Origin of the sequence: Pseudomonas fluorescens, assembly GCF_018614775.1 — a bacterium.
Lineage (GTDB): Bacteria > Pseudomonadota > Gammaproteobacteria > Pseudomonadales > Pseudomonadaceae > Aquipseudomonas > Aquipseudomonas fluorescens_BY.
In genome coordinates, this window is record NZ_JAGGOF010000090.1 from 22,755 (window position 1) to 41,221 (window position 18,467).

Annotated in this window: 17 protein-coding genes; 14 read left to right on the forward strand and 3 right to left on the reverse strand. The window is 63.9% G+C overall.

Annotation, left to right across the window (positions count from 1 at the left end):
- The first annotated feature begins 16 nt into the window (after positions 1 to 16).
- From J7E36_RS20825 to J7E36_RS20870, 10 genes are all read left to right on the forward strand, one after another.
- Positions 17 to 634: a DNA-3-methyladenine glycosylase family protein gene (locus J7E36_RS20825; protein WP_215007196.1), complete on the forward strand. Its 618-nt coding sequence runs from the start codon at positions 17 to 19 to the stop codon at positions 632 to 634.
- Between the two features lie 190 nt (positions 635 to 824).
- Positions 825 to 1,574, forward strand: coding sequence for an AraC family transcriptional regulator (locus J7E36_RS20830; RefSeq protein WP_215007198.1), 750 nt, complete (start codon positions 825 to 827; stop codon positions 1,572 to 1,574).
- Positions 1,575 to 1,807: 233 nt separating this feature from the next.
- Complete coding sequence (locus J7E36_RS20835) at positions 1,808 to 2,626, forward strand: ABC transporter substrate-binding protein (RefSeq protein WP_215007200.1); 819 nt, start codon at positions 1,808 to 1,810, stop codon at positions 2,624 to 2,626.
- 10 nt (positions 2,627 to 2,636) lie between these two features.
- Positions 2,637 to 4,415, forward strand: coding sequence for a cis-3-hydroxy-L-proline dehydratase (gene lhpI, locus J7E36_RS20840; protein ID WP_215007202.1), 1,779 nt, complete (start codon positions 2,637 to 2,639; stop codon positions 4,413 to 4,415).
- Positions 4,408 to 5,073, forward strand: a complete 666-nt coding sequence (locus tag J7E36_RS20845) for an amino acid ABC transporter permease (RefSeq protein WP_215007205.1) — start codon at positions 4,408 to 4,410, stop codon at positions 5,071 to 5,073. The genes lhpI and J7E36_RS20845 overlap by 8 nt, the downstream gene beginning before the upstream one ends.
- Positions 5,074 to 5,097: 24 nt before the next feature.
- Positions 5,098 to 5,748 carry an amino acid ABC transporter permease gene (locus tag J7E36_RS20850; RefSeq protein WP_215007207.1) on the forward strand — a complete coding sequence of 217 codons (651 nt, stop codon included), beginning with the start codon at positions 5,098 to 5,100 and terminating at the stop codon, positions 5,746 to 5,748.
- Positions 5,741 to 6,463, forward strand: a complete 723-nt coding sequence (locus tag J7E36_RS20855; RefSeq protein WP_215007210.1) for an amino acid ABC transporter ATP-binding protein — start codon at positions 5,741 to 5,743, stop codon at positions 6,461 to 6,463. Before J7E36_RS20850 ends, J7E36_RS20855 begins: the two co-directional genes overlap by 8 nt.
- A gap of 117 nt (positions 6,464 to 6,580) precedes the next feature.
- Positions 6,581 to 7,609: a trans-3-hydroxy-L-proline dehydratase gene (locus tag J7E36_RS20860; RefSeq protein ID WP_215007213.1), complete on the forward strand. Its 1,029-nt coding sequence runs from the start codon at positions 6,581 to 6,583 to the stop codon at positions 7,607 to 7,609.
- A 55-nt stretch (positions 7,610 to 7,664) separates the two neighbouring features.
- A complete protein-coding gene (locus J7E36_RS20865; protein WP_215007216.1) occupies positions 7,665 to 8,582 on the forward strand; it encodes a dihydrodipicolinate synthase family protein in 918 nt (305 codons plus the stop codon).
- Positions 8,583 to 8,721: 139 nt separating this feature from the next.
- Positions 8,722 to 9,276 (forward strand): DinB family protein, encoded by a 555-nt coding sequence (locus J7E36_RS20870; protein WP_215007218.1) that lies wholly within the window; start codon positions 8,722 to 8,724, stop codon positions 9,274 to 9,276.
- Positions 9,277 to 9,293: 17 nt separating this feature from the next.
- Here J7E36_RS20870 and J7E36_RS20875 read toward each other — a convergent pair whose 3' ends face one another.
- The 3 genes from J7E36_RS20875 to J7E36_RS20885 all read right to left on the reverse strand — a co-directional run bounded on the left by J7E36_RS20875 (position 9,294) and on the right by J7E36_RS20885 (position 11,343).
- Positions 9,294 to 9,623 (reverse strand): hypothetical protein, encoded by a 330-nt coding sequence (locus J7E36_RS20875; RefSeq protein ID WP_215007220.1) that lies wholly within the window; start codon positions 9,621 to 9,623, stop codon positions 9,294 to 9,296.
- Between the two features lie 87 nt (positions 9,624 to 9,710).
- Positions 9,711 to 10,922: a cytochrome c biogenesis protein DipZ gene (locus J7E36_RS20880; protein WP_215007223.1), complete on the reverse strand. Its 1,212-nt coding sequence runs from the start codon at positions 10,920 to 10,922 to the stop codon at positions 9,711 to 9,713.
- A 157-nt stretch (positions 10,923 to 11,079) separates the two neighbouring features.
- Positions 11,080 to 11,343, reverse strand: coding sequence for a DUF2790 domain-containing protein (locus J7E36_RS20885; protein ID WP_215007226.1), 264 nt, complete (start codon positions 11,341 to 11,343; stop codon positions 11,080 to 11,082).
- Between the two features lie 229 nt (positions 11,344 to 11,572).
- Here J7E36_RS20885 and J7E36_RS20890 point away from each other — a divergent pair, with 229 nt between their 5' ends.
- The 4 genes from J7E36_RS20890 to J7E36_RS20905 all read left to right on the forward strand — a co-directional run bounded on the left by J7E36_RS20890 (position 11,573) and on the right by J7E36_RS20905 (position 18,276).
- A complete protein-coding gene (locus J7E36_RS20890; protein ID WP_215007229.1) occupies positions 11,573 to 12,313 on the forward strand; it encodes a response regulator in 741 nt (246 codons plus the stop codon).
- Positions 12,310 to 13,623: an ATP-binding protein gene (locus J7E36_RS20895; RefSeq protein WP_215007232.1), complete on the forward strand. Its 1,314-nt coding sequence runs from the start codon at positions 12,310 to 12,312 to the stop codon at positions 13,621 to 13,623. The genes J7E36_RS20890 and J7E36_RS20895 overlap by 4 nt, the downstream gene beginning before the upstream one ends.
- Positions 13,624 to 13,759: 136 nt before the next feature.
- A complete protein-coding gene (locus J7E36_RS20900) occupies positions 13,760 to 15,559 on the forward strand; it encodes a thiamine pyrophosphate-requiring protein (RefSeq protein ID WP_215007236.1) in 1,800 nt (599 codons plus the stop codon).
- A gap of 143 nt (positions 15,560 to 15,702) precedes the next feature.
- A complete protein-coding gene (locus tag J7E36_RS20905) occupies positions 15,703 to 18,276 on the forward strand; it encodes a bifunctional diguanylate cyclase/phosphodiesterase (RefSeq protein WP_215007239.1) in 2,574 nt (857 codons plus the stop codon).
- Positions 18,277 to 18,467 lie beyond the last annotated feature (191 nt).

Genomic DNA, 18,467 nt, shown 5'->3' on the forward strand with positions numbered 1-18,467 from the left:
GGAGACCACCTCGTCAATGCCTGTCCCTTACCCCGACGCCAGTCTCTTCCTGGCAAACCTCGATGACGACTGGCGACGGCATGTCGAGGCGACCGGCCCCTGCCTGTTGCAACCCAAGCCGGCCCGGGATCCTTACGAGGCGCTGATGCGGGCGATTGCCTATCAGCAACTGCACGCCAGGGCCGGCGATGCCATTCTGGGTCGGCTGCTGGCGCTGTTTCCGGGTCAAACCTTCCCCACGCCTGAGCAGGTGCTGGCGACAGACGTTGCACAGCTGCGCGGTTGTGGCTTTTCCGCCAGCAAGATCGCCACCCTCCAGGGCATCGCCCAGGCGGCGCTGGACGGACAGGTGCCCGACTACGCCACGGCGCTGGCGATGGAAGATGAAGCCCTGATCGAACGCTTGATCACCTTGCGCGGTGTCGGCCGCTGGACCGTGGAGATGCTGCTGATCTACAGCCTGGAGCGACCCGATATCCTCCCGGCCGATGACTTCGGGGTGCGCGAAGGTTATCGACGGCTGAAGGGGTTGGAGCAACAGCCCAGCCGCAAGCAGATGATTGATATCGGCCTGGCCTGGAGCCCCTATCGGACGGTGGCGGCGTGGTATCTGTGGCGGATGCCCGGTCGGTGATCGCGCTATCGTTCTTCGCGAGCAGGCTCGCTCCCACAGGGTTATTTTGTTGATCAGCCATTCAGTGAACGACACAAAACCATTGTGGGAGCGAGCCTGCTCGCGATAGCGGCGTGACAAGCACCCCACTTGCACTTGACACTCCACTGCCCCGAACAAGCCCGCGCTCACAAAAAAGGCCATGCCGGATATGTACCCCTCGCTCACCGCCTTTACGCCCTGCGACCTCGACACGCTGCTCCGCAGCCTGCAAGCCGTCGCGCCACTGCTGGACACCCTCGCCGACGTGGTGTTTTTCATCAAGGACCGCGAAGCCTGCTATGCCTTCGTCAACCAGACCCTGGCCCGGCGTTGCGGCTTCAAACGCAGCAGCGAGCTGCTCGGGCTCACCGCCGAACAGGTGTTCCCCGAACGCTTCGGCCCGCTGTACACCGAACAGGATCGCAAAGTACTGGGCAGCGGACGGGAGCTGGCCGACCAACTCGAATTGCACTTGTACTATGGCAACCAGCCGGTGTGGTGCCTGACCCACAAACTGGCGTTGCGTGACCCCAGCGGCAGCATCGTCGGCCTCGCCGGCATTTCCCGCGACCTGCAACTGCCGCAATCCAGTCACCCGGCGTTCCCGAAACTGGCGGCGGTAGACGCCCATATCAAAAGCCACTTCGCCCACCCCATCAGCCTGGCCGACCTGACCGCCCTCGCCGGCTTGTCGGTGGCGCAGCTGGAACGGCACTGCAAGCGCATCTTCCAGCTCACGCCCCGGCAGATGATTCACAAGGCACGCCTGGAAGAAGCCTCCCGACTGTTACTCGACCACACCCTGCCGATCACCGAAATCGCCTTGCGCTGTGGTTACACCGACCACAGCGCCTTCAGCCGTCAGTTTCGTGCCTTGACCAGCCTGTCGCCGAGCCAGTACCGCGAGAATCAACGCTGAACCCTGTTCCCTTACGGGGCGCTACCGACCCCCTTTGCTCCCATCTGTAACACTGGAAACAACCCTCGGTCCCTGCCAACGTGCGGGGGCCAATCCACTCAACACCTCTAAATCAAACGTTTCCCGGCATTTCTACGAATAACTCGATTCGGGCACGCCGCTTGCTTATCTAATATCGTATACGAAATCCTCAATACGATATTTCACCGCATTTATTCGACAGCGAGGCATTTATGAAGAACCCTGCACTGGCCGTAGCCCTCAGCGTTGTCCTCAGCCCCTTGTTTATCGCCCACGCCCACGCCGACAAGCTCGACGACATCATCGGCTCGGGCAAACTGCGTTGTGCGGTGACCCTGGATTTCCCGCCCATGGGTTTTCGCGATGAAAGCAACAAACCGGCGGGCTTCGACGTCGACTACTGCCAAGACCTGGCGAAAGTCCTCGGCGTAGACGCCGAAGTGGTGGAAACCCCTTTCCCGGACCGCATCCCGGCACTGATCTCGGGCCGCGCCGATGTCATCGTCGCGTCCACCTCCGACACCCTGGAGCGGGCCAAGACCGTCGGCCTGACCGTGCCTTACTTCGCCTTCCAGATGGTCGTGTTGACCCGCGACAACACCGGCATCAACAGCTTCGCCGACCTCAAGGGCAAGGCCGTGGGCAATACCAGCGGCACCTATGAAGCCATCGCCCTGGAGAAAGACCAGAAAAACTGGGGCAGCGGCAGCTTCCGCGCCTACCAGTCCCAGAACGATACGCTGCTGGCCGTTGCCCAGGGGCACATCGAGGCCACCGTGGTGACCAACACCGTGGCAGCCGCCACCCTCAAGTCGGGCAAATACAAGAACCTGAAAATCGCCGGTGATGCGCCCTATGTCATCGACTACGTGTCCCTCGGCGCCAAGCGCAGCGAGTACGGCCTGATCAACTACCTCAACCTGTTCGTCAACCAGCAGGTGCGCACCGGCCGGTACAAGGAACTGTTCGTCAAATGGGTCGGCACCGACATCCCGCCGGCCAACCTGACCGTGCCACAGGTTTACTACTGAGGATCGGCGCATGCCAAGCACGCCGGTTCGTGTAAAAGGCCGCAGCCTGGTGGAGGGTGCCGCCCAGGGCGCCCTGTTGTTCGCCGATGTCGGCCTGAGTTTCTGGGGCGGGGTCAACCCGGCCAGCGGCGAAGTGATCGACCGCCACCATCCGCTGAGCGGCGAGCGCCTGGCTGGACGCGTGCTGGCGATTCCCAGCGGGCGCGGCTCCTGCACCGGCAGCAGCGTGTTGATGGAGTTGATCAGCAACGGCCATGCACCCGCGGCGCTGGTGCTGGCCGACGCGGATGAAATCCTCACGCTGGGGGTGCTGGTGGCCCAGGTGATTTTCCAGCGCTCCCTGCCGGTGGTGTGCGTGGGACAAGAGGCCTTCAACCGCTTGCGCGGCCAGGGTTTCGTGCGTATTGAAGGCGACAGCCTGACGTTGTCCGGTCGACGTCCGAACGATCACTGGCACGCAGCGGACGTTGCGCTGCAACCGCCCGCGGCGTCGTCTCTCCAGCTCACCGAACAGGATCGGGCACTGCTTGACGGCAGTTATGGCAAGGCCGCCCAGGTGGCGATGCGGATCGTGTTGCGCATGGCTGAAATCCAGGGCGCCACGCAGTTGCTGGATGTGACCCAGGCGCACATCGACGGCTGCATCTACACCGGCCCGGCCAGCCTGCGCTTTGCCGAACAACTGGTGCAATGGGGCGCCAAGGTGCGGGTGCCGACCACCCTCAATTCGATTTCCGTGGACCAGCGCCGCTGGCGGGAACTGGGCGTCGATCCAGCCTTCGGCGAGCCGGCCAGCGCCCTGGGCGATGCGTACATGGCGATGGGCGCGCTGCTGAGCTTCACCTGCGCGCCCTACCTGCTGGACACCGCGCCCAAGGCCGGCGAGCAAATCGTCTGGGCCGAATCCAATGCGGTGGTCTATGCCAATAGCGTGCTGGGGGCACGGACGCAGAAATACCCGGACTTCCTGGACATCTGCATTACCCTGTGCGGGCGCGCGCCGTTGACCGGCTGCCATCTCGATGATCAACGCAAGGCCGGGCTGATCATCGACGTGCCGGATCTGGACACTGTGGATGACAGTTTCTACCCGCTGCTGGGTTACCACGTTGGCGGCCTGACCGGCCGGCGCATCCCGCTGATACGCGGCCTGGAACACGCCGCGCCCACCCTGGACGACCTGAAAGCCTTCGGCGCGGCGTTCGCCACCACCAGCGCCGCGCCGTTGTTCCACATTGCCGGGGTGACGCCGGAAGCCCTCGACCCAGCCAATGTGCTGGAGGCACATGCGCAACTGCCGGTTGAAAGGGTCGACGCGCCGGGCCTGCTTGCCAGCTGGCGCGAACTCAACAGCGCACGGGACAACCGGGTCGATGTGGTCTCCCTGGGCAACCCGCATTTTTCCCTCAGCGAATTTGCCGCCCTGGCCGCCCTGTGCGCCGACCGGATCAAGCATCCGCACGTGGTGCTGGCGATCACCTGCGGCCGCACGGTGCTGGAGCAGGCACGTCAAGCCGGACACCTGAACGCCATCGAGGCCTTTGGCGCGGTGCTGGTGACCGACACCTGCTGGTGCATGGTCGGCGAACCCGTGATCCCGTCCCACGCCACCACCCTCATGACCAACTCCGGCAAGTACGCCCACTACGCGCCGGGCCTGGTGGGTCGGGGCGTGCATTTTGCCGCGCTCGCCGAATGCGTCGAAGCCGCGTGCACGGCGCTTGCCAGCGGTCAGCCGCCGCAGTGGCTGCAATCGATCGCCCGCACGGAGAACCGCACCGATGTTTGACTACAGCTTCCAGTGGCGCCCGGCCTTGCGCGCCTTGCCCGACATGCTCGCCGGGGCCTGGGTCACGTTCGAGACCGCGGCGCTGTCGATGATCTTCGGCGTGCTGATCGCCCTGGTATTGACCGTGATGCGCCAGGCGCGTCACCCGCTGCTGCGGGGCGTCGGCAACGGTTGGGTGTCCATCGCCCGCAACACGCCCTCGCTGTTCCAGATCTACATCCTCTACTTCGGCCTTGGCTCCCTCGGGCTGCACGTCAGCTCCTGGCTGGCGTTACTGGCCGGGATCACGTTCAACAACGCCGGCTACCTGGCGGAAAACTTTCGCGGCGGCCTCAAGGCCGTACCGGGTACGCAGATGCGTGCAGCCCGTTCCCTGGGGATGAGTGCCTTCCAGGCCTACCGGATGATCATCGTCCCGCAACTGTTGCGCATCGTGTTCTACCCGCTGACCAACCAGATGGTCTGGGCCGTGTTGATGACCTCCCTGGGCGTGGTCGTCGGCCTGAACAATGACCTCACCGGCGTCACCCAGGAATACAACGTCAAGACGTTCCGCACCTTCGAATACTTCGCCCTCGCGGCAGCGCTGTATTACCTGATCGCCAAGCTGATCGTCGGGCTCGCCCGGCTGTTGTCCTGGCGGCTGTTCCGTTATTGAGCATTCCGTTACTGAGGGCTCGTCATGTTTGCCACCAGCTTCACCGTCAATGACCTGCTGTTCCTGCTCGACGGCGCCTGGGTCACGCTGCAGTTGACTGCCTGGTCGATCCTGCTGGGCACGTTCGCCGGCTTGCTGTTCGGCCTGCTGCGGGCGCTGTTGCCCCGCGCCAGCCTGCCGTTGGCCTGGGTGCTGGATGTGTTTCGCAGCGTGCCGTTGCTGATCCAGTTCGTGCTGTTCAACTCACTGAAAAGCATTGTCGGCCTGAACCTCAGCGCGTTCGCCGTCGGTTGCATCGTGCTGGGGGTCTACGCCGCCGCCTACTTCACCGAGATTGTTCGCGGTGGTGTGCTGGCGGTGCCGCTGAGCACGCGACGGGCCAGCCGCTCCCTGGGCCTGAGTTACCTGCAGGACTTGCGTTTCATTGTCCTGCCGATTGCCACGCGCGTGGCGTTCCCCGGCTGGCTGAACCTGGTGCTCGGGGTGATGAAGGACACCGCCCTGGTGATGTGGATCGGCATCGTCGAACTGCTGCGGGCCTCGCAAACCATCGTCACGCGCATTCAGGAACCCCTGCTGGTGCTGTGCATCGCGGGCCTCATTTACTACGTCATGAGCCTGGTGGTCGCCCGCCTTGGCGCACGTCTGGAAAGAAGGTGGCAGGAAAATGATTGAGATCGAAAACGTGCACAAATCCTTCGGCGCTTTGGAAGTGGTCAAAGGCGTGAGCCTCACCGTGGACAAGGGTGAAGTGGTGTCGATCATCGGCGGATCGGGCTCCGGCAAGTCGACCCTGCTGATGTGCATCAACGGCCTGGAACCGATCCAGCAAGGCAGCATCCGCGTGGACGGCGTCGAGGTCCATGGCCACGGCACCGACCTCAATCGCCTGCGGCAGAAGATCGGCATTGTCTTCCAGCAGTGGAACGCCTTCCCGCACCTGACCGTGCTGGAAAACGTGATGCTGGCGCCGCGCAAGGTGCTCGGCAAAAGCCGGCAGGACGCCGAAGCCCTGGCGGTGAAACAGCTGGAGCATGTCGGCCTGGGGGACAAGCTCAAGGCCTTCCCCGGCAAGCTCTCCGGTGGCCAGCAACAACGCATGGCAATCGCCCGGGCCTTGGCGATGTCGCCCGATTACATGCTGTTCGACGAGGCCACCTCGGCCCTCGACCCGCAATTGGTGGGCGAAGTGCTCGACACCATGCGCATGCTCGCCGAAGACGGCATGACCATGGTGCTGGTGACCCACGAGATCCGCTTCGCCCGAGACGTGTCCGACCGCGTGGCGTTCTTCTGCAATGGCCGCGTGCATGAAATCGGGCCGCCGGACCAGGTGATCGGCAACCCGAGGCAGCCGGAGACGGCGGCGTTTCTCAAGTCGGTGAAATAACTGATAGCCCTATCGCGAGCAGGCTCGCTCCCACAGGGGACGGTGCCGCACACAAATCCCATGTGGGAGCGAGCCTGCTCGCGATGAGGCCCGAACAGACAACACAAGGAACAGCCCATGCGCTCATCAAAAATCATTCACGTGGTCAGCTGCCACGCCGAAGGCGAAGTCGGTGACGTGATCGTCGGCGGCGTCGCGCCACCGCCCGGGGCCACGGTGTGGGAACAATCGCGCTGGATCGCCCAGGACCAGGTCCTGCGCAACTTCGTCCTCAACGAGCCGCGAGGCGGCGTGTTCCGCCACGTCAACCTGCTGGTGCCGGCCAAGGATCCACGGGCGCAGATGGCCTGGATCATCATGGAACCGGCCGACACTCCGCCGATGTCCGGCTCCAACTCGCTGTGCGTGGCCACCGTGCTGCTGGACAGCGGCATCCTGCCGATGACCGAACCGCAGACCCGGCTGGTGCTCGAAGCCCCCGGCGGCCTGATCGAAGCCGTGGCCGACTGCCGCGACGGCAAGGTGCAACGGGTGGAGATCAAGAATGTGCCCTCCTTCGCCGACCGCCTCGACGCCTGGATCGAGGTCGAGGGCCTCGGCTCGCTGCAGGTGGACACCGCCTACGGTGGCGACAGTTTTGTCATCGTCGACGCCCAGCGCCTGGGCTTCGCCATCCGCCCCGATGAAGCCGCCGAGCTGGTGGCCGCGGGCCTTAAAATCACCCGCGCGGCCAATGAACAGCTGGGTTTCGTGCACCCGCTGAACCCCGACTGGTCGCACATCTCGTTCTGCCAGATCGCCGCGCCGCTGGTCATGGAGGACGGCGTCGCCACCGGCGCCAACGCCGTGGTGATCCAGCCCGGCAAGATCGACCGCTCGCCCACTGGCACCGGCTGCTCGGCGCGCATGGCGGTGCTGCAGGCCAAGGGCCTGATGCGGGTCGGCGAACGCTTTATCGGCCGCTCGATCATCGGCTCCGAATTCCATTGCCGCATCGACTCGCTGACCGACGTGGACGGCCGCCCGGCGATCTACCCATGCATCGCCGGGCGGGCCTGGATCACCGGCACCCATCAACTGCTGCTGGACCCCGCCGACCCATGGCCGCAGGGCTATCGGCTTTCAGATACGTGGCCCGGTGCATGACTCTTGAATTCACACGGCTCCTCGCCACAACACCATCACCCACTGGAGACATTCCATGAGCAAACGCATCAACTGGAGCGGCGTCTTTCCTGCCGTCACCACCCAATTCAACGATGACTTTTCCATCAACCTGGAAAAAACCCACCAGGTGATTTCCAACGTGATCCGTGACGGCGTCTCGGGCCTGGTGGTCTGCGGTTCGGTGGGGGAAAACACCTCGTTGAGCGCTGAAGAAAAAATTGCCGTGACCGAAGTCGCGGTGGACGCCTCCCGTGGCCGGGTGCCGGTGATCTGCGGCGTGGCCGAGTTCACCAGCCAGCAAGCGGCGAAGGTTGCCAATGCCGTGCGCAAGGTCGGCGTCGATGGCGTGATGCTGATGCCGGCGCTGGTCTACGGCTCCAAGCCATTCGAGACCGCCGAGCATTTCCGCTACGTGGCGCGGCATGCCGACGTGCCGTTGATGGTCTACAACAACCCGCCGATCTACAAGAACGACGTGACCCCGGACATCCTGATTTCCCTGGCCGACTGCGACAACGTGGTGTGCTTCAAGGATTCCTCCGGCGACACCCGGCGCTTCATCGACGTGCGCAACGAAGTCGGCGACCGCTTCGTGCTGTTCGCCGGTCTCGACGACGTCGTGCTGGAAAGCCTCGCCGTGGGCGCCGAAGGCTGGGTTTCCGGCATGTCCAACGTATTCCCGAAGGAAGGCGAAACCATCTTCCGCCTGGCCCGCGCCGGACGTTTTGCCGAAGCGATGCCGATCTACGAATGGCTGATGCCGATCCTGCACTTGGACGCCCGCGCCGACCTGGTGCAGTGCATCAAGCTCTGCGAAGCCATCGCCGGCCGCGGCAGCGCCCTCACCCGCCCACCGCGCCTGGCCCTGCCAGAAGTAGACCGTCGCTATGTAGAGGAAATCATGGCCAAGGCCCTGGCCAATCGCCCGGCGCTACCGGATGTGGGTCTCTAAGCCAAGCGCACCGAAAACCCTGTGGGAGCGGGCTTGCTCGCGAAAGCGGTCTGCCTGAGACGACTATGCTGGATGTGCCGCCGTCTTCGCGAGCAAGCCCGCTCCCACAGTTTTTGAAGCGAGATCGGAGAGAGGTGCAATGAACTATTTCCTGGCCCAGGCCTTGAACAACCAATGGGCCAACCACCGGTTGCTCGGCGCCTGCGCGCCGTTGAGCGAGGCCGAGTACCTGGCGCCGCGCACCGGCTTCTTCCCTTCCATACAGGGCACGCTTTGCCATATCCTGGAGGTGGACTGTTACTACCTCACCGCACTGGAAGGCGATCTTGACGGACAGTCCAGGGACTTTTCCGAGCCCCTGGCCTTTGCCGCGCTGATGCAGCGTCAGACCCAAACCGACCAGCGACTGGTCACTTTCTGCGAGGCGCTGCGAGAAAAAGACCTGGCCCGCCGCGTCGATCTGGTGCGGGTCGACGGCGTGGTGCTCGAACGGATCGACCGGTTGCTGCTCCACCTGTTCGAGCATCAGATCCATCACCGCGGGCAGGTGCACGCGATGCTCAGTGGCACCGCCATCGCACCGCCCCAACTCGACGAATTTTTCCTCGACTGCGACCGCGTGTTTCGCCAGGAAGAAGAGCAACGGCTGCAACTCGACGAAAGACGCGTCTGGCGGGACTATCGGCCTGACTGAACCGGCCTGCAGCGCAGTCACTTCTGCGCAAGCTCGTGGCGCACGCACTGCTCGTAATAGGTCTGCTTGACCGCAGCAGGCTTGAGGCGCGAGGCGCTGTTGTAGGTCTGCTCGGTAATGCCCAGGGCGGTCATGCGCATCCAGGGCCGGGAAAACTTGCGCACTTGCAGTTTCTTGCGAGCGCCGTAGAGGCTGATCCCGGACAGCTTCGAGGCCTGGGCCCCCGCCGCAATGTCCGAACCCCAGCGGCACACCGACTGCTGGTTCTGCGTCAGCGCCCTGGCCTGGACCTCAAGCGAGACGGCGGCCAGGAGAAGCGTCGTTACCACCCACATAGAAACGCGCATAGATTTGTCGCTCAACATTCTGAAATAAAAGAAGTTTGACGACGTTTCCATAAGCAAGGGGCCAGCACCCCCCTTGCCACAGGAGGGTTACTGGCCGGCCTTGGCTTCTTGCAACAACTGCTGGATCACCTGCTCCTGTTCCCCATAGCGCCCTTCGCCGAAGTGGCTGTAACGCACCTGCCCCTTGGCATCGATGAAGTAATGGGCAGGCCAGTACTGGTTGTCGAAGGCGCGCCAGATCGCATAGCGGTTGTCGATGGCCACCGGGTAACGGATGTCCAGCTTGCGCACCTGCTCACGCACGTTGTCGATGAGCTTCTCGTAGCCGTATTCCGGCGTATGGACGCCGATCACCACCAGCCCATCCTTCTCGTATTTTTTCGCCCAGCCGTTCACATAGGGCAACGTGTGCTGGCAGTTGATGCAGTCGTAGGTCCAGAAATCCACCAGCACGACCTTGCCACGCAGGGACTCGGCACTCAGCGCTGGCGAGTTCAGCCATTGCACCGCGCCGTCCAGCGACGGCATGGCGCCCTTGGCTTCGAGGTCCGGCATGGGGTTGGCGCTGGCCTTGCTGACCAGGTAATCGATCGCCTTGGGCACCTGGTCCAGCAGGCTGTGCTCCAGGCTCGCCGCCCCTTGGGACGAGGTGCCCGCCAATAACCGATCATCAGCGCCGGTGCCGATTGCCACGGCAGCCAGCAACACCACCACGCCAGTGCCGCGGCGCAGCCAGGCCGTTACCGGCAACGACAGTTTCAGGCGAGCCACCAGGCCCCGTCCGGCGAAGATCAAGGTACCCAGCGACAAGGCGCTGCCCAGGCCGTAGGCAAGCAGCAACAGGCTGGTTCCGGCGCTGGCGCCTTGCAGCATGGCCCCGGTCAGGATCACGCCCAGGATCGGTCCGGCACACGGTGCCCAGAGCAACCCGGTGGCGACGCCGATCAGCACCGATGCCAGCGGCCCGCCGGTGTGTCCTGCACCGGCATCCACCCGATTGCCCAGGCTGACCAGGGGCCGCGCCAGCCAGGAGCCGACCCGACTGAAGATCAGCGACAGGGCGAACAGCACCATCACCCCCAGGGCGACTTGCCGGCCGACGCTGCTGGCGCGCAGCACCCACTCGCTGCTGACCACCGCCAGGCTCGACACCAAGGCGAACGTCAACACCATGCCGCCGAGGGTCAGCAGCATCGAGCCCGGCGCCCGATTGGCCCGGGCGAACAGAAACGGTACCACCGGGAGAATACAAGGGCTGAGGATCGTCAGGACCCCGCCGAGAAAAGCGATCAGAAACATGGCATCACCTCAATAAAGAATCAACAGCAACGCAGGCAGGAGCTGCCGCCCTGTGGGAGCAAAGCTTGCTCGCGATGAGCGATGGAGCAGTCACTGCTGGACCGCGGCGCCTGTTTCGCGAGCAGGCTTTGCTCCCACAGGCCGCGCGCTCATGGGCTCAGTTACCGTCATTGCAGTTGTCAGCCAACTTGCGATAGTCCAGCGCCTGATGGTGGCCTGCGGAGTCCAGGTAGGTCATGTGGGCGTTGACCACGCCGCAGGCCGGCGCGGCGTCTTCGGAAAGGGACAGCACCTTCTGGATGTCCAGGTGGGTGCCGTAGGTGTAGGTGTGCGCCTGGACGTTGCTTTCGGCCCGCGCCGACAGGGAGCAGAGGTTCAGTGCGGCGAAGAGGCAAGCGGCGTAGATGGCTCTGGTGTTCATGGCGGTACCCTCGATTCATTCAATGGATGTTTCTGTCTTGGCCGGTGGGGTGGCCTCGATGAACGCCATTGAATGCCGCTGAGGTGTCGCGTCTGTATCGGGCCAACGGGCTTTTTGCATCCCTGTGTATCCGCCACGCGCCAGATACACTGCAATACAAACCGCCGCGGGCCGGGCCGGCTGGCGCCTGTAGACTGAGCACACCGAAACGCCAAGGGGACTGGACACCATGGATCATGTCGATCACGTGTTGATAGTGGATGATGATCGCGAGATCAGGGAGCTGGTGGGCAACTACCTGAAAAAGAACGGCCTGCGCACCACCGTCGTCGCCGACGGCCGGCAGATGCGGGCGTTCCTGGAAACCACCCCGGTGGACCTGATCGTGCTCGACATCATGATGCCGGGTGACGACGGCCTGGTGCTGTGTCGGGAATTGCGCGCTGGCAAACACAAGGCCACGCCCGTGCTGATGCTCACCGCCCGCAGCGACGAAACCGACCGCATCATCGGCCTGGAAATGGGCGCCGACGATTACCTGGTCAAGCCTTTCGCCGCCCGTGAGCTGCTGGCACGCATCAACGCCGTGCTGCGGCGCACCCGCATGCTGCCGCCCAACCTGGTGGTCACCGAAAGCGGCCGCCTGTTGGCATTTGGCCGCTGGCGCCTGGACACCACCGCCCGCCACTTGCTCGACAGCGACGGCACCCTGGTGGCCCTGAGCGGCGCCGAGTATCGCTTGTTGCGGGTGTTTCTCGACCATCCGCAGCGAGTCCTGAACCGCGACCAGTTGCTCAACCTGACCCAGGGCCGGGACGCCGACCTGTTCGACCGTTCCATCGACCTGCTGGTCAGCCGCCTGCGCCAGCGCCTGCTGGATGACGCCCGGGAACCGGCCTACATCAAGACCGTGCGCAGCGAAGGCTATGTTTTCTCGTTGCCGGTGGAGATCCTGGAGGCGTCGGTATGAATATGCCGCTGCGTTGGCCACGCACCCTCGCGTCGAGGCTGTCGCTGATTTTCCTGATCGGCCTGGTCCTGGCCCAGGGCCTGTCCTTCGGAGCCCAGTACTACGAGCGCTACCAGACCGCCAAGTCCACCATGCTCGACAACCTGGAAACCGATGTCGCCACCTCCGTCGCCATTCTCGACCGCCTGCCCGCCGCCGAACGCGCTGCCTGGCTGCCAACACTTGCCCGGCGCAACTATGCCTACCGACTGGAGCAAGGCCAGCCTGGCCAACCGATGGACCAGGGCGACACGCCGATCTCGGTGAGTTCCATCCAGCAGGCCATCGGCCAGGCCTATGCCCTGACCTTCACCAACCTTCCCGGGCCGCAGAAGCACTATCAGGCGCACTTGCGCCTGGGCGACGGCAGCCCGCTGACCATCGACGTACGCCCGGCGATGATGCCGCTGTCGCCCTGGCTGCCGGTGGTGTTGCTCGGGCAACTGGCCCTGCTGATCGGCTGCACCTGGCTGGCCGTGCGCATTGCCGTGGGTCCGCTCACCCGGCTGGCCCAGGCGGTGGAAAGCCTGGATCCGAACGCCCACGGTGTGCGCCTGGACGAAAAGGGCCCGACCGAAGTGGTGCACGCCGCCAAGGCCTTCAACGCCATGCAGGACCGCATCGCCGCCTACCTCAAGGAACGCATGCAACTGCTGGCGGCGATTTCCCATGATTTGCAGACGCCCATCACGCGCATGAAGTTGCGGGCCGAGTTCATGGACGACGGCATTGAAAAGGACAAACTCTGGAGTGACTTGAGCGAAATGGAACACCTGGTGCGCGAAGGCGTGGCCTACGCCCGCAGCATCCACGGCGCCACCGAGGCCAGCTGTCGCATCAACCTCGATGCGTTTCTCGACAGCCTGGTGTTCGACTACCAGGACACCGGCAACGACGTGCACTTGACCGGAAAAAACGCCGCCGTCATCGACACCCGCCCCCATGCCTTGCGCCGGGTGCTGGTCAACCTGGTGGACAACGCCCTGAAGTTCGGCGGCGCGGCCCAGCTCCAGGTGCAAACCGCTGATCACGGACAGCTGTCGATCCAGGTCCTGGACCGCGGCCCCGGCATCGATGAACACGAACTGGCCGAAGTGCTCAAGCCCTTCTACCGAGTGGAAAGCTCGCGTAACCGGGAAACCGGCGGCACGGGGCTGGGCCTCGCCATCGCCCAGCAACTGGCCATTGCCATGGGCGGCTCACTGACCCTGAGCAATCGCGACGGCGGCGGGTTGTGTGCCGAGTTGCGACTGGGCATGACACCCTCTTAACAAATCAACCCCGCTCCCACAGGGGGTTTCGCGCTGCCCCTGGAAAAAATCGAAACCTTGAACGGCCTGCGCCGGTCCAGTCCTGTATGACCGTCAACGCTGCGCACCTGCCGCAGCCTGAAAACGAGGGACAGACATGAGCATGACCGTCGGTGATTTTCTGGTGGAACGCCTTTATGAATGGGGGGTTCGGCGTATCTATGGCTATCCTGGCGATGGCATCAACGGTGTCTTTGGCGCCCTGAACCGCGCCAAGGGGAAAATCCGCTTCATCCAGGCCCGCCATGAAGAAATGGCCGCTTTCATGGCCTGTGCCCATGCCAAGTTCACGGGGGAACTGGGGGTCTGCATCGCCACCTCGGGGCCGGGTGCTTCGCACCTGATCACCGGCCTCTACGACGCCCGGATGGACCACATGCCGGTGCTCGCCATCAGCGGCCAGCAGGCCAGCACGGCCCTGGGCGGGCACTATCAGCAGGAACTGGACCTGGTCAGCCTGTTCAAGGACGTCGCCGGGGCGTTTGTGCAGCAGGCCAGCGCGCCTTCTCAGGTGCGCCATCTGCTTGACCGGGCCGTTCGCACGGCGGTGGGCGAACGCCGGGTCACGGCGCTGATCCTGCCGAACGACCTCCAGGAGATGGAATACACCGAGCCACCGCGCAAGCACGGCACGGTGCATTCCGGCGTCGGCTACCGCAAACCCAAGGTCGTGCCCTACGAAGAGGACCTGCGCCGGGCCGCCGACGTCCTCAATGCCGGCAAGAAGGTCGCGATCCTGGTGGGGGCCGGTGCACTGCAGGCCACCGACGAAGTGATCGCCATCGCCGACAGGCTCGGCGCCGGGGTGGCCAAGGCCTTGCTCGGCAAGGCCGCCGTGCCGGACGACCTGCCTTGGGTTACCGGTTCCATCGGCCTGCTCGGCACCGAACCCAGCGACAACCTGATGGCCGGCTGTGACACGCTGCTGATGATCGGCTCCGGCTTCCCCTACGCCGAATTCCTGCCGCCCGAAGGCCAGGCCCGGGGCGTGCAGATCGACATCCAGCCGGACATGCTCAGCCTGCGCTACCCCATGGAAGTCAGCTTGCACGGCGACAGCGCCGACACCCTGCGCGCCCTGCTACCGTTGCTCGAAGAAAAAACCGATCGCGCCTGGCGCAAGAAGGTCGAGCACTGGCGCGAGCGCTGGGACAAGACCCTGGAGAAGCGCGCCCTGGTCTCAGCCAAACCGATCAACCCGCAGCGCGTGACGTACGAACTGTCGCCACGGCTGCCGGACCGCGCCATCATCACCTGCGATTCCGGGTCCTGTGCCAACTGGTTCGCCCGGGATATCCAGATCCGGCGCGGCATGATGTGCTCGCTGTCCGGCGGCCTGGCGTCCATGGGCGCTGCCGTTCCTTATGCCATTGCGGCGAAATTCTGCCACCCGGACCGGCCGGTGGTCGCCCTGGTAGGCGATGGCGCCATGCAGATGAACAACATGGCCGAACTGATCACTGTCGCCAAGTACTGGCGCACCTGGGCCAACGGTACCTGGATCTGCGCAGTGTTCAACAACCGCGACCTGAACCAGGTGACCTGGGAGCAACGGGTGATGGAGGGTGATCCGAAATTCGAGGCGTCCCAGGACATTCCCGACGTGCCCTACCACCTGTTCGCCGAATCCATTGGCCTGAAGGGCATCCTGGTGCTGCATGAGGACGATGTGGCGACGGCCTGGGAACAAGCGCTGGCGGCGGACCGCCCGGTGCTGATCGAATTTCGCACCGACCCCGACGTACCACCGCTGCCGCCCCATATCAAACTGGAACAGGCGAAGAAATTTGCCTCGACCCTGCTCCAGGGCGACCCGAACGAACGCGGCATCGTGGTCGCGGCCGCCAAGCAGGTGCTGAGCGGCCTGCTGCCGGGCCATTCCAGGGACAAGGACTGAAGGCACGTCTGCTGGCCCCTTCGCTGCAACCCCGACAGCCGACACGCGCGCGCCGTGTCGGCCGTCGGGACCATTAAGTTAATTGACCCGACAGCCGATACAGAGACGTGCGGGATATTTCGCGTTTAGCTGATGGCTTGTTTATGACTGAAGATGCTGGCAACGACTCACCTGTCCTTTCCCCGGGCTCGCCAAGCCGAAGCTTCACGCGCCGCACCTTCCCGGCCATCATGCTGGTGCTGTTTTTCATGTCCGCCCTGGCCATCGCCATGCTGCTCAATATCACCGCCACCCAGGACCGGCGCGCCCGTGACCAGAGCCTGTTTTTCGCCCAACGCGCCATCGAGGGTATCCGCACCGGTATCGGCCGGGATCTGAGCGACTACTCCAAATGGAGCGACGCCTACCGCCACCTGCACATCAAGGTGGACAAGGCGTGGGCCTACGACCAGGAAAACGTCGGCAGCAGCGTCTATTCGCTCTACGGCTACCAGGCGGTGTTTGTCATTTCCCCGACCGGCAAGACCGTCTACTCGCTGATTGATGGCCAGATGAGTGACCTCTCTGCCGACACCTGGCTGACCGGCAACCTGCGGGCAATTGAAAAAAAAGCCAGCGCGGCGAAGAATCGCGATGAAGTCATCGTCGAAATGTTGCATCACGACGGCGCGCCCGCGTTCGTCGCCACGTCCGCCATCACGACGGGCACGGACAACAGTGTGCGGGAGATCCCCGGCCCGCCGAGCCTGCTGCTGTTCGTGAAGGTGCTCGATGAGCAGTCGCTGCAAAACCTGGGGCGGGACTTCGTCCTGCCCGATGCCCATATCGCCAGGACACCCGGCCCGCCCGACACCGCCCAGTTCCTGCTCAACGACCTGACCCAGGAGGCGCTGGCATGGCGGCCGCTGACCCCGGGCAATGATTTGCGCAAGGTCCTGCTGCCGTTGCTGGCGGTGGCACTGCTGGTTTTGGCGGTTCTGGCGCTGGCGGTGTTGCGTCATGCCCTGGTCATGCTGCGCGCCCAGGAACGCCAGTACGCCAGCCTGCTGGCCCACCGCAAGGCGCTGGAGCGCAGCGAAGAACGTTTCCGGGACATTGCCGAGGTGTCGTCCGACTGGTTATGGGAGGTCAACTCGGTCGGGACCCTCACCTACTTGTCGGAACGTTTTGAACAGGTGACCGGGTTCAACCCCGCGGAGTGGCTGGGCAAACCCCTGCACCGGTTGCTTCACCCCCATGAGGGATCGATTTCCATCGCCCAATGGCTGCTGGGCGGTGCCAACAGCGCCGAGTCGGCCGCGTTGCTGTGCGAGTACACCGCGCGCAATATGCGCACGCGCACCTGCAAGCTCTCGGTGCGGGCCATCGAAGCCGGCACCCTGGGCTTTCGCGGCACCGCCACCGACATCACCGAAGAGCTGCGGGCGCTGGCGCAGATCAAACACCTGTCGCTCCACGATCCGCTGACCGGGCTCGCCAACCGCAATCGGCTGTTCGATTGCCTCAGCGAACACCTGGGCCGGACCGACGCCGCACCGCTGGCCGTGCTGAACCTGGACATGGACCGGTTCAAGCCGGTCAACGATTCCCTGGGTCACGCCGTGGGCGACAAAGTCTTGAAGGAAGTCGCCCATATCCTTCAGCAAAACGTACGCAGTACCGATCTGGTGGCGCGTCTGGGGGGTGATGAATTTGTCATCGTCATGCCTGAGCCGGGCGACGCGAACGATCTTGACCAGTTGTGCGAACGCCTGATCGACTGCATGCAGCGGCCGATGCACCTGGACGGCAACACCCTGTACCTGGGTGTCAGCATCGGCGTGGCCTGGGCGCAGCCCGGCGACGAGCGTGCCCATGAATTGCTGCGTCACGCTGACATCGCCTTGTACGCCGCGAAGGCGGCGGGCCGCAACACCTGGCGCGTGTACGAAGAAGCCATGGGTAACGTGGCTCGCGACCGGCGCCGCTATGAACAGCAACTGCGCGATGCGATGCACCAGGACCAACTGGAACTGCGCTACCTGCCCCGCTTCGACATGAACGCCGAACAATTGCACGGGTTTGAAGCGCAGACGTTCTGGCATCACCCGGAGAAAGGCGAACTGGGCGGCGCCGATTTCATTCCGATTGCCGAAACGTCGGGCCAGTTGGAAGAACTGGGCACGTGGATGTTGATCAACGTCTGTGAAGAGGCGGTGACCTGGCCGGCCGCTGTCAGCGTGTCCATCGCGGTTTCGCCCAGGTGGTTCAGCAGCAACTTCTTGCTCAATCAGGTGCAAACAGCCCTCGACGCGAGCGGCCTGGCCCCCCATCGCCTGACATTGGAAGTGGCTGAGGGCGTTTTACTGGCCGACCACCGGACGGTCGCCAGTACGCTCCATGCACTCAAGGACGTGGGTGTGCGGATCAACATCGATAAGTTCGGCACCAATATCGCCTCGTTGCGCGAGGTGTTGAACCAGCCGTTCGATGGTATCCGTTTCGATCGCAATATCCTCACGCAGTTGGGTCTGGAGCACGATCGGGAGGGCGTCCTGGCGATGATCCGCCTGAGCCGCAGCGTTGGGTTGATGGTGACGGCCGAGGGCATCGAGAACGCCCGGCAATTTCGCCAGTTGCGTAGCGTGGCGTGTGACCATGTGCAGGGGCCTTACTTTGGTTCGGCGTTGGCGCGGTCGGAGATGGCTTCGTTTTTTACTACGCCTCGGTGGTTGTGAGCCCTGCAAACTGACTTGGTCTGGGTACATATCCGTTGCTGCGGTAACGGCTACTTGGGGTTCCGCCCTGACGGCGGCTCACTTTTGAACAGCCGGAATGCCGGCCCAGGCAAAAGTAAGCAAAACGCTCTTGCCCCACCACTCGGTGCCTCGCCTAGGCTCGGCATGCCCGAACGCAGGCACTGACAGCC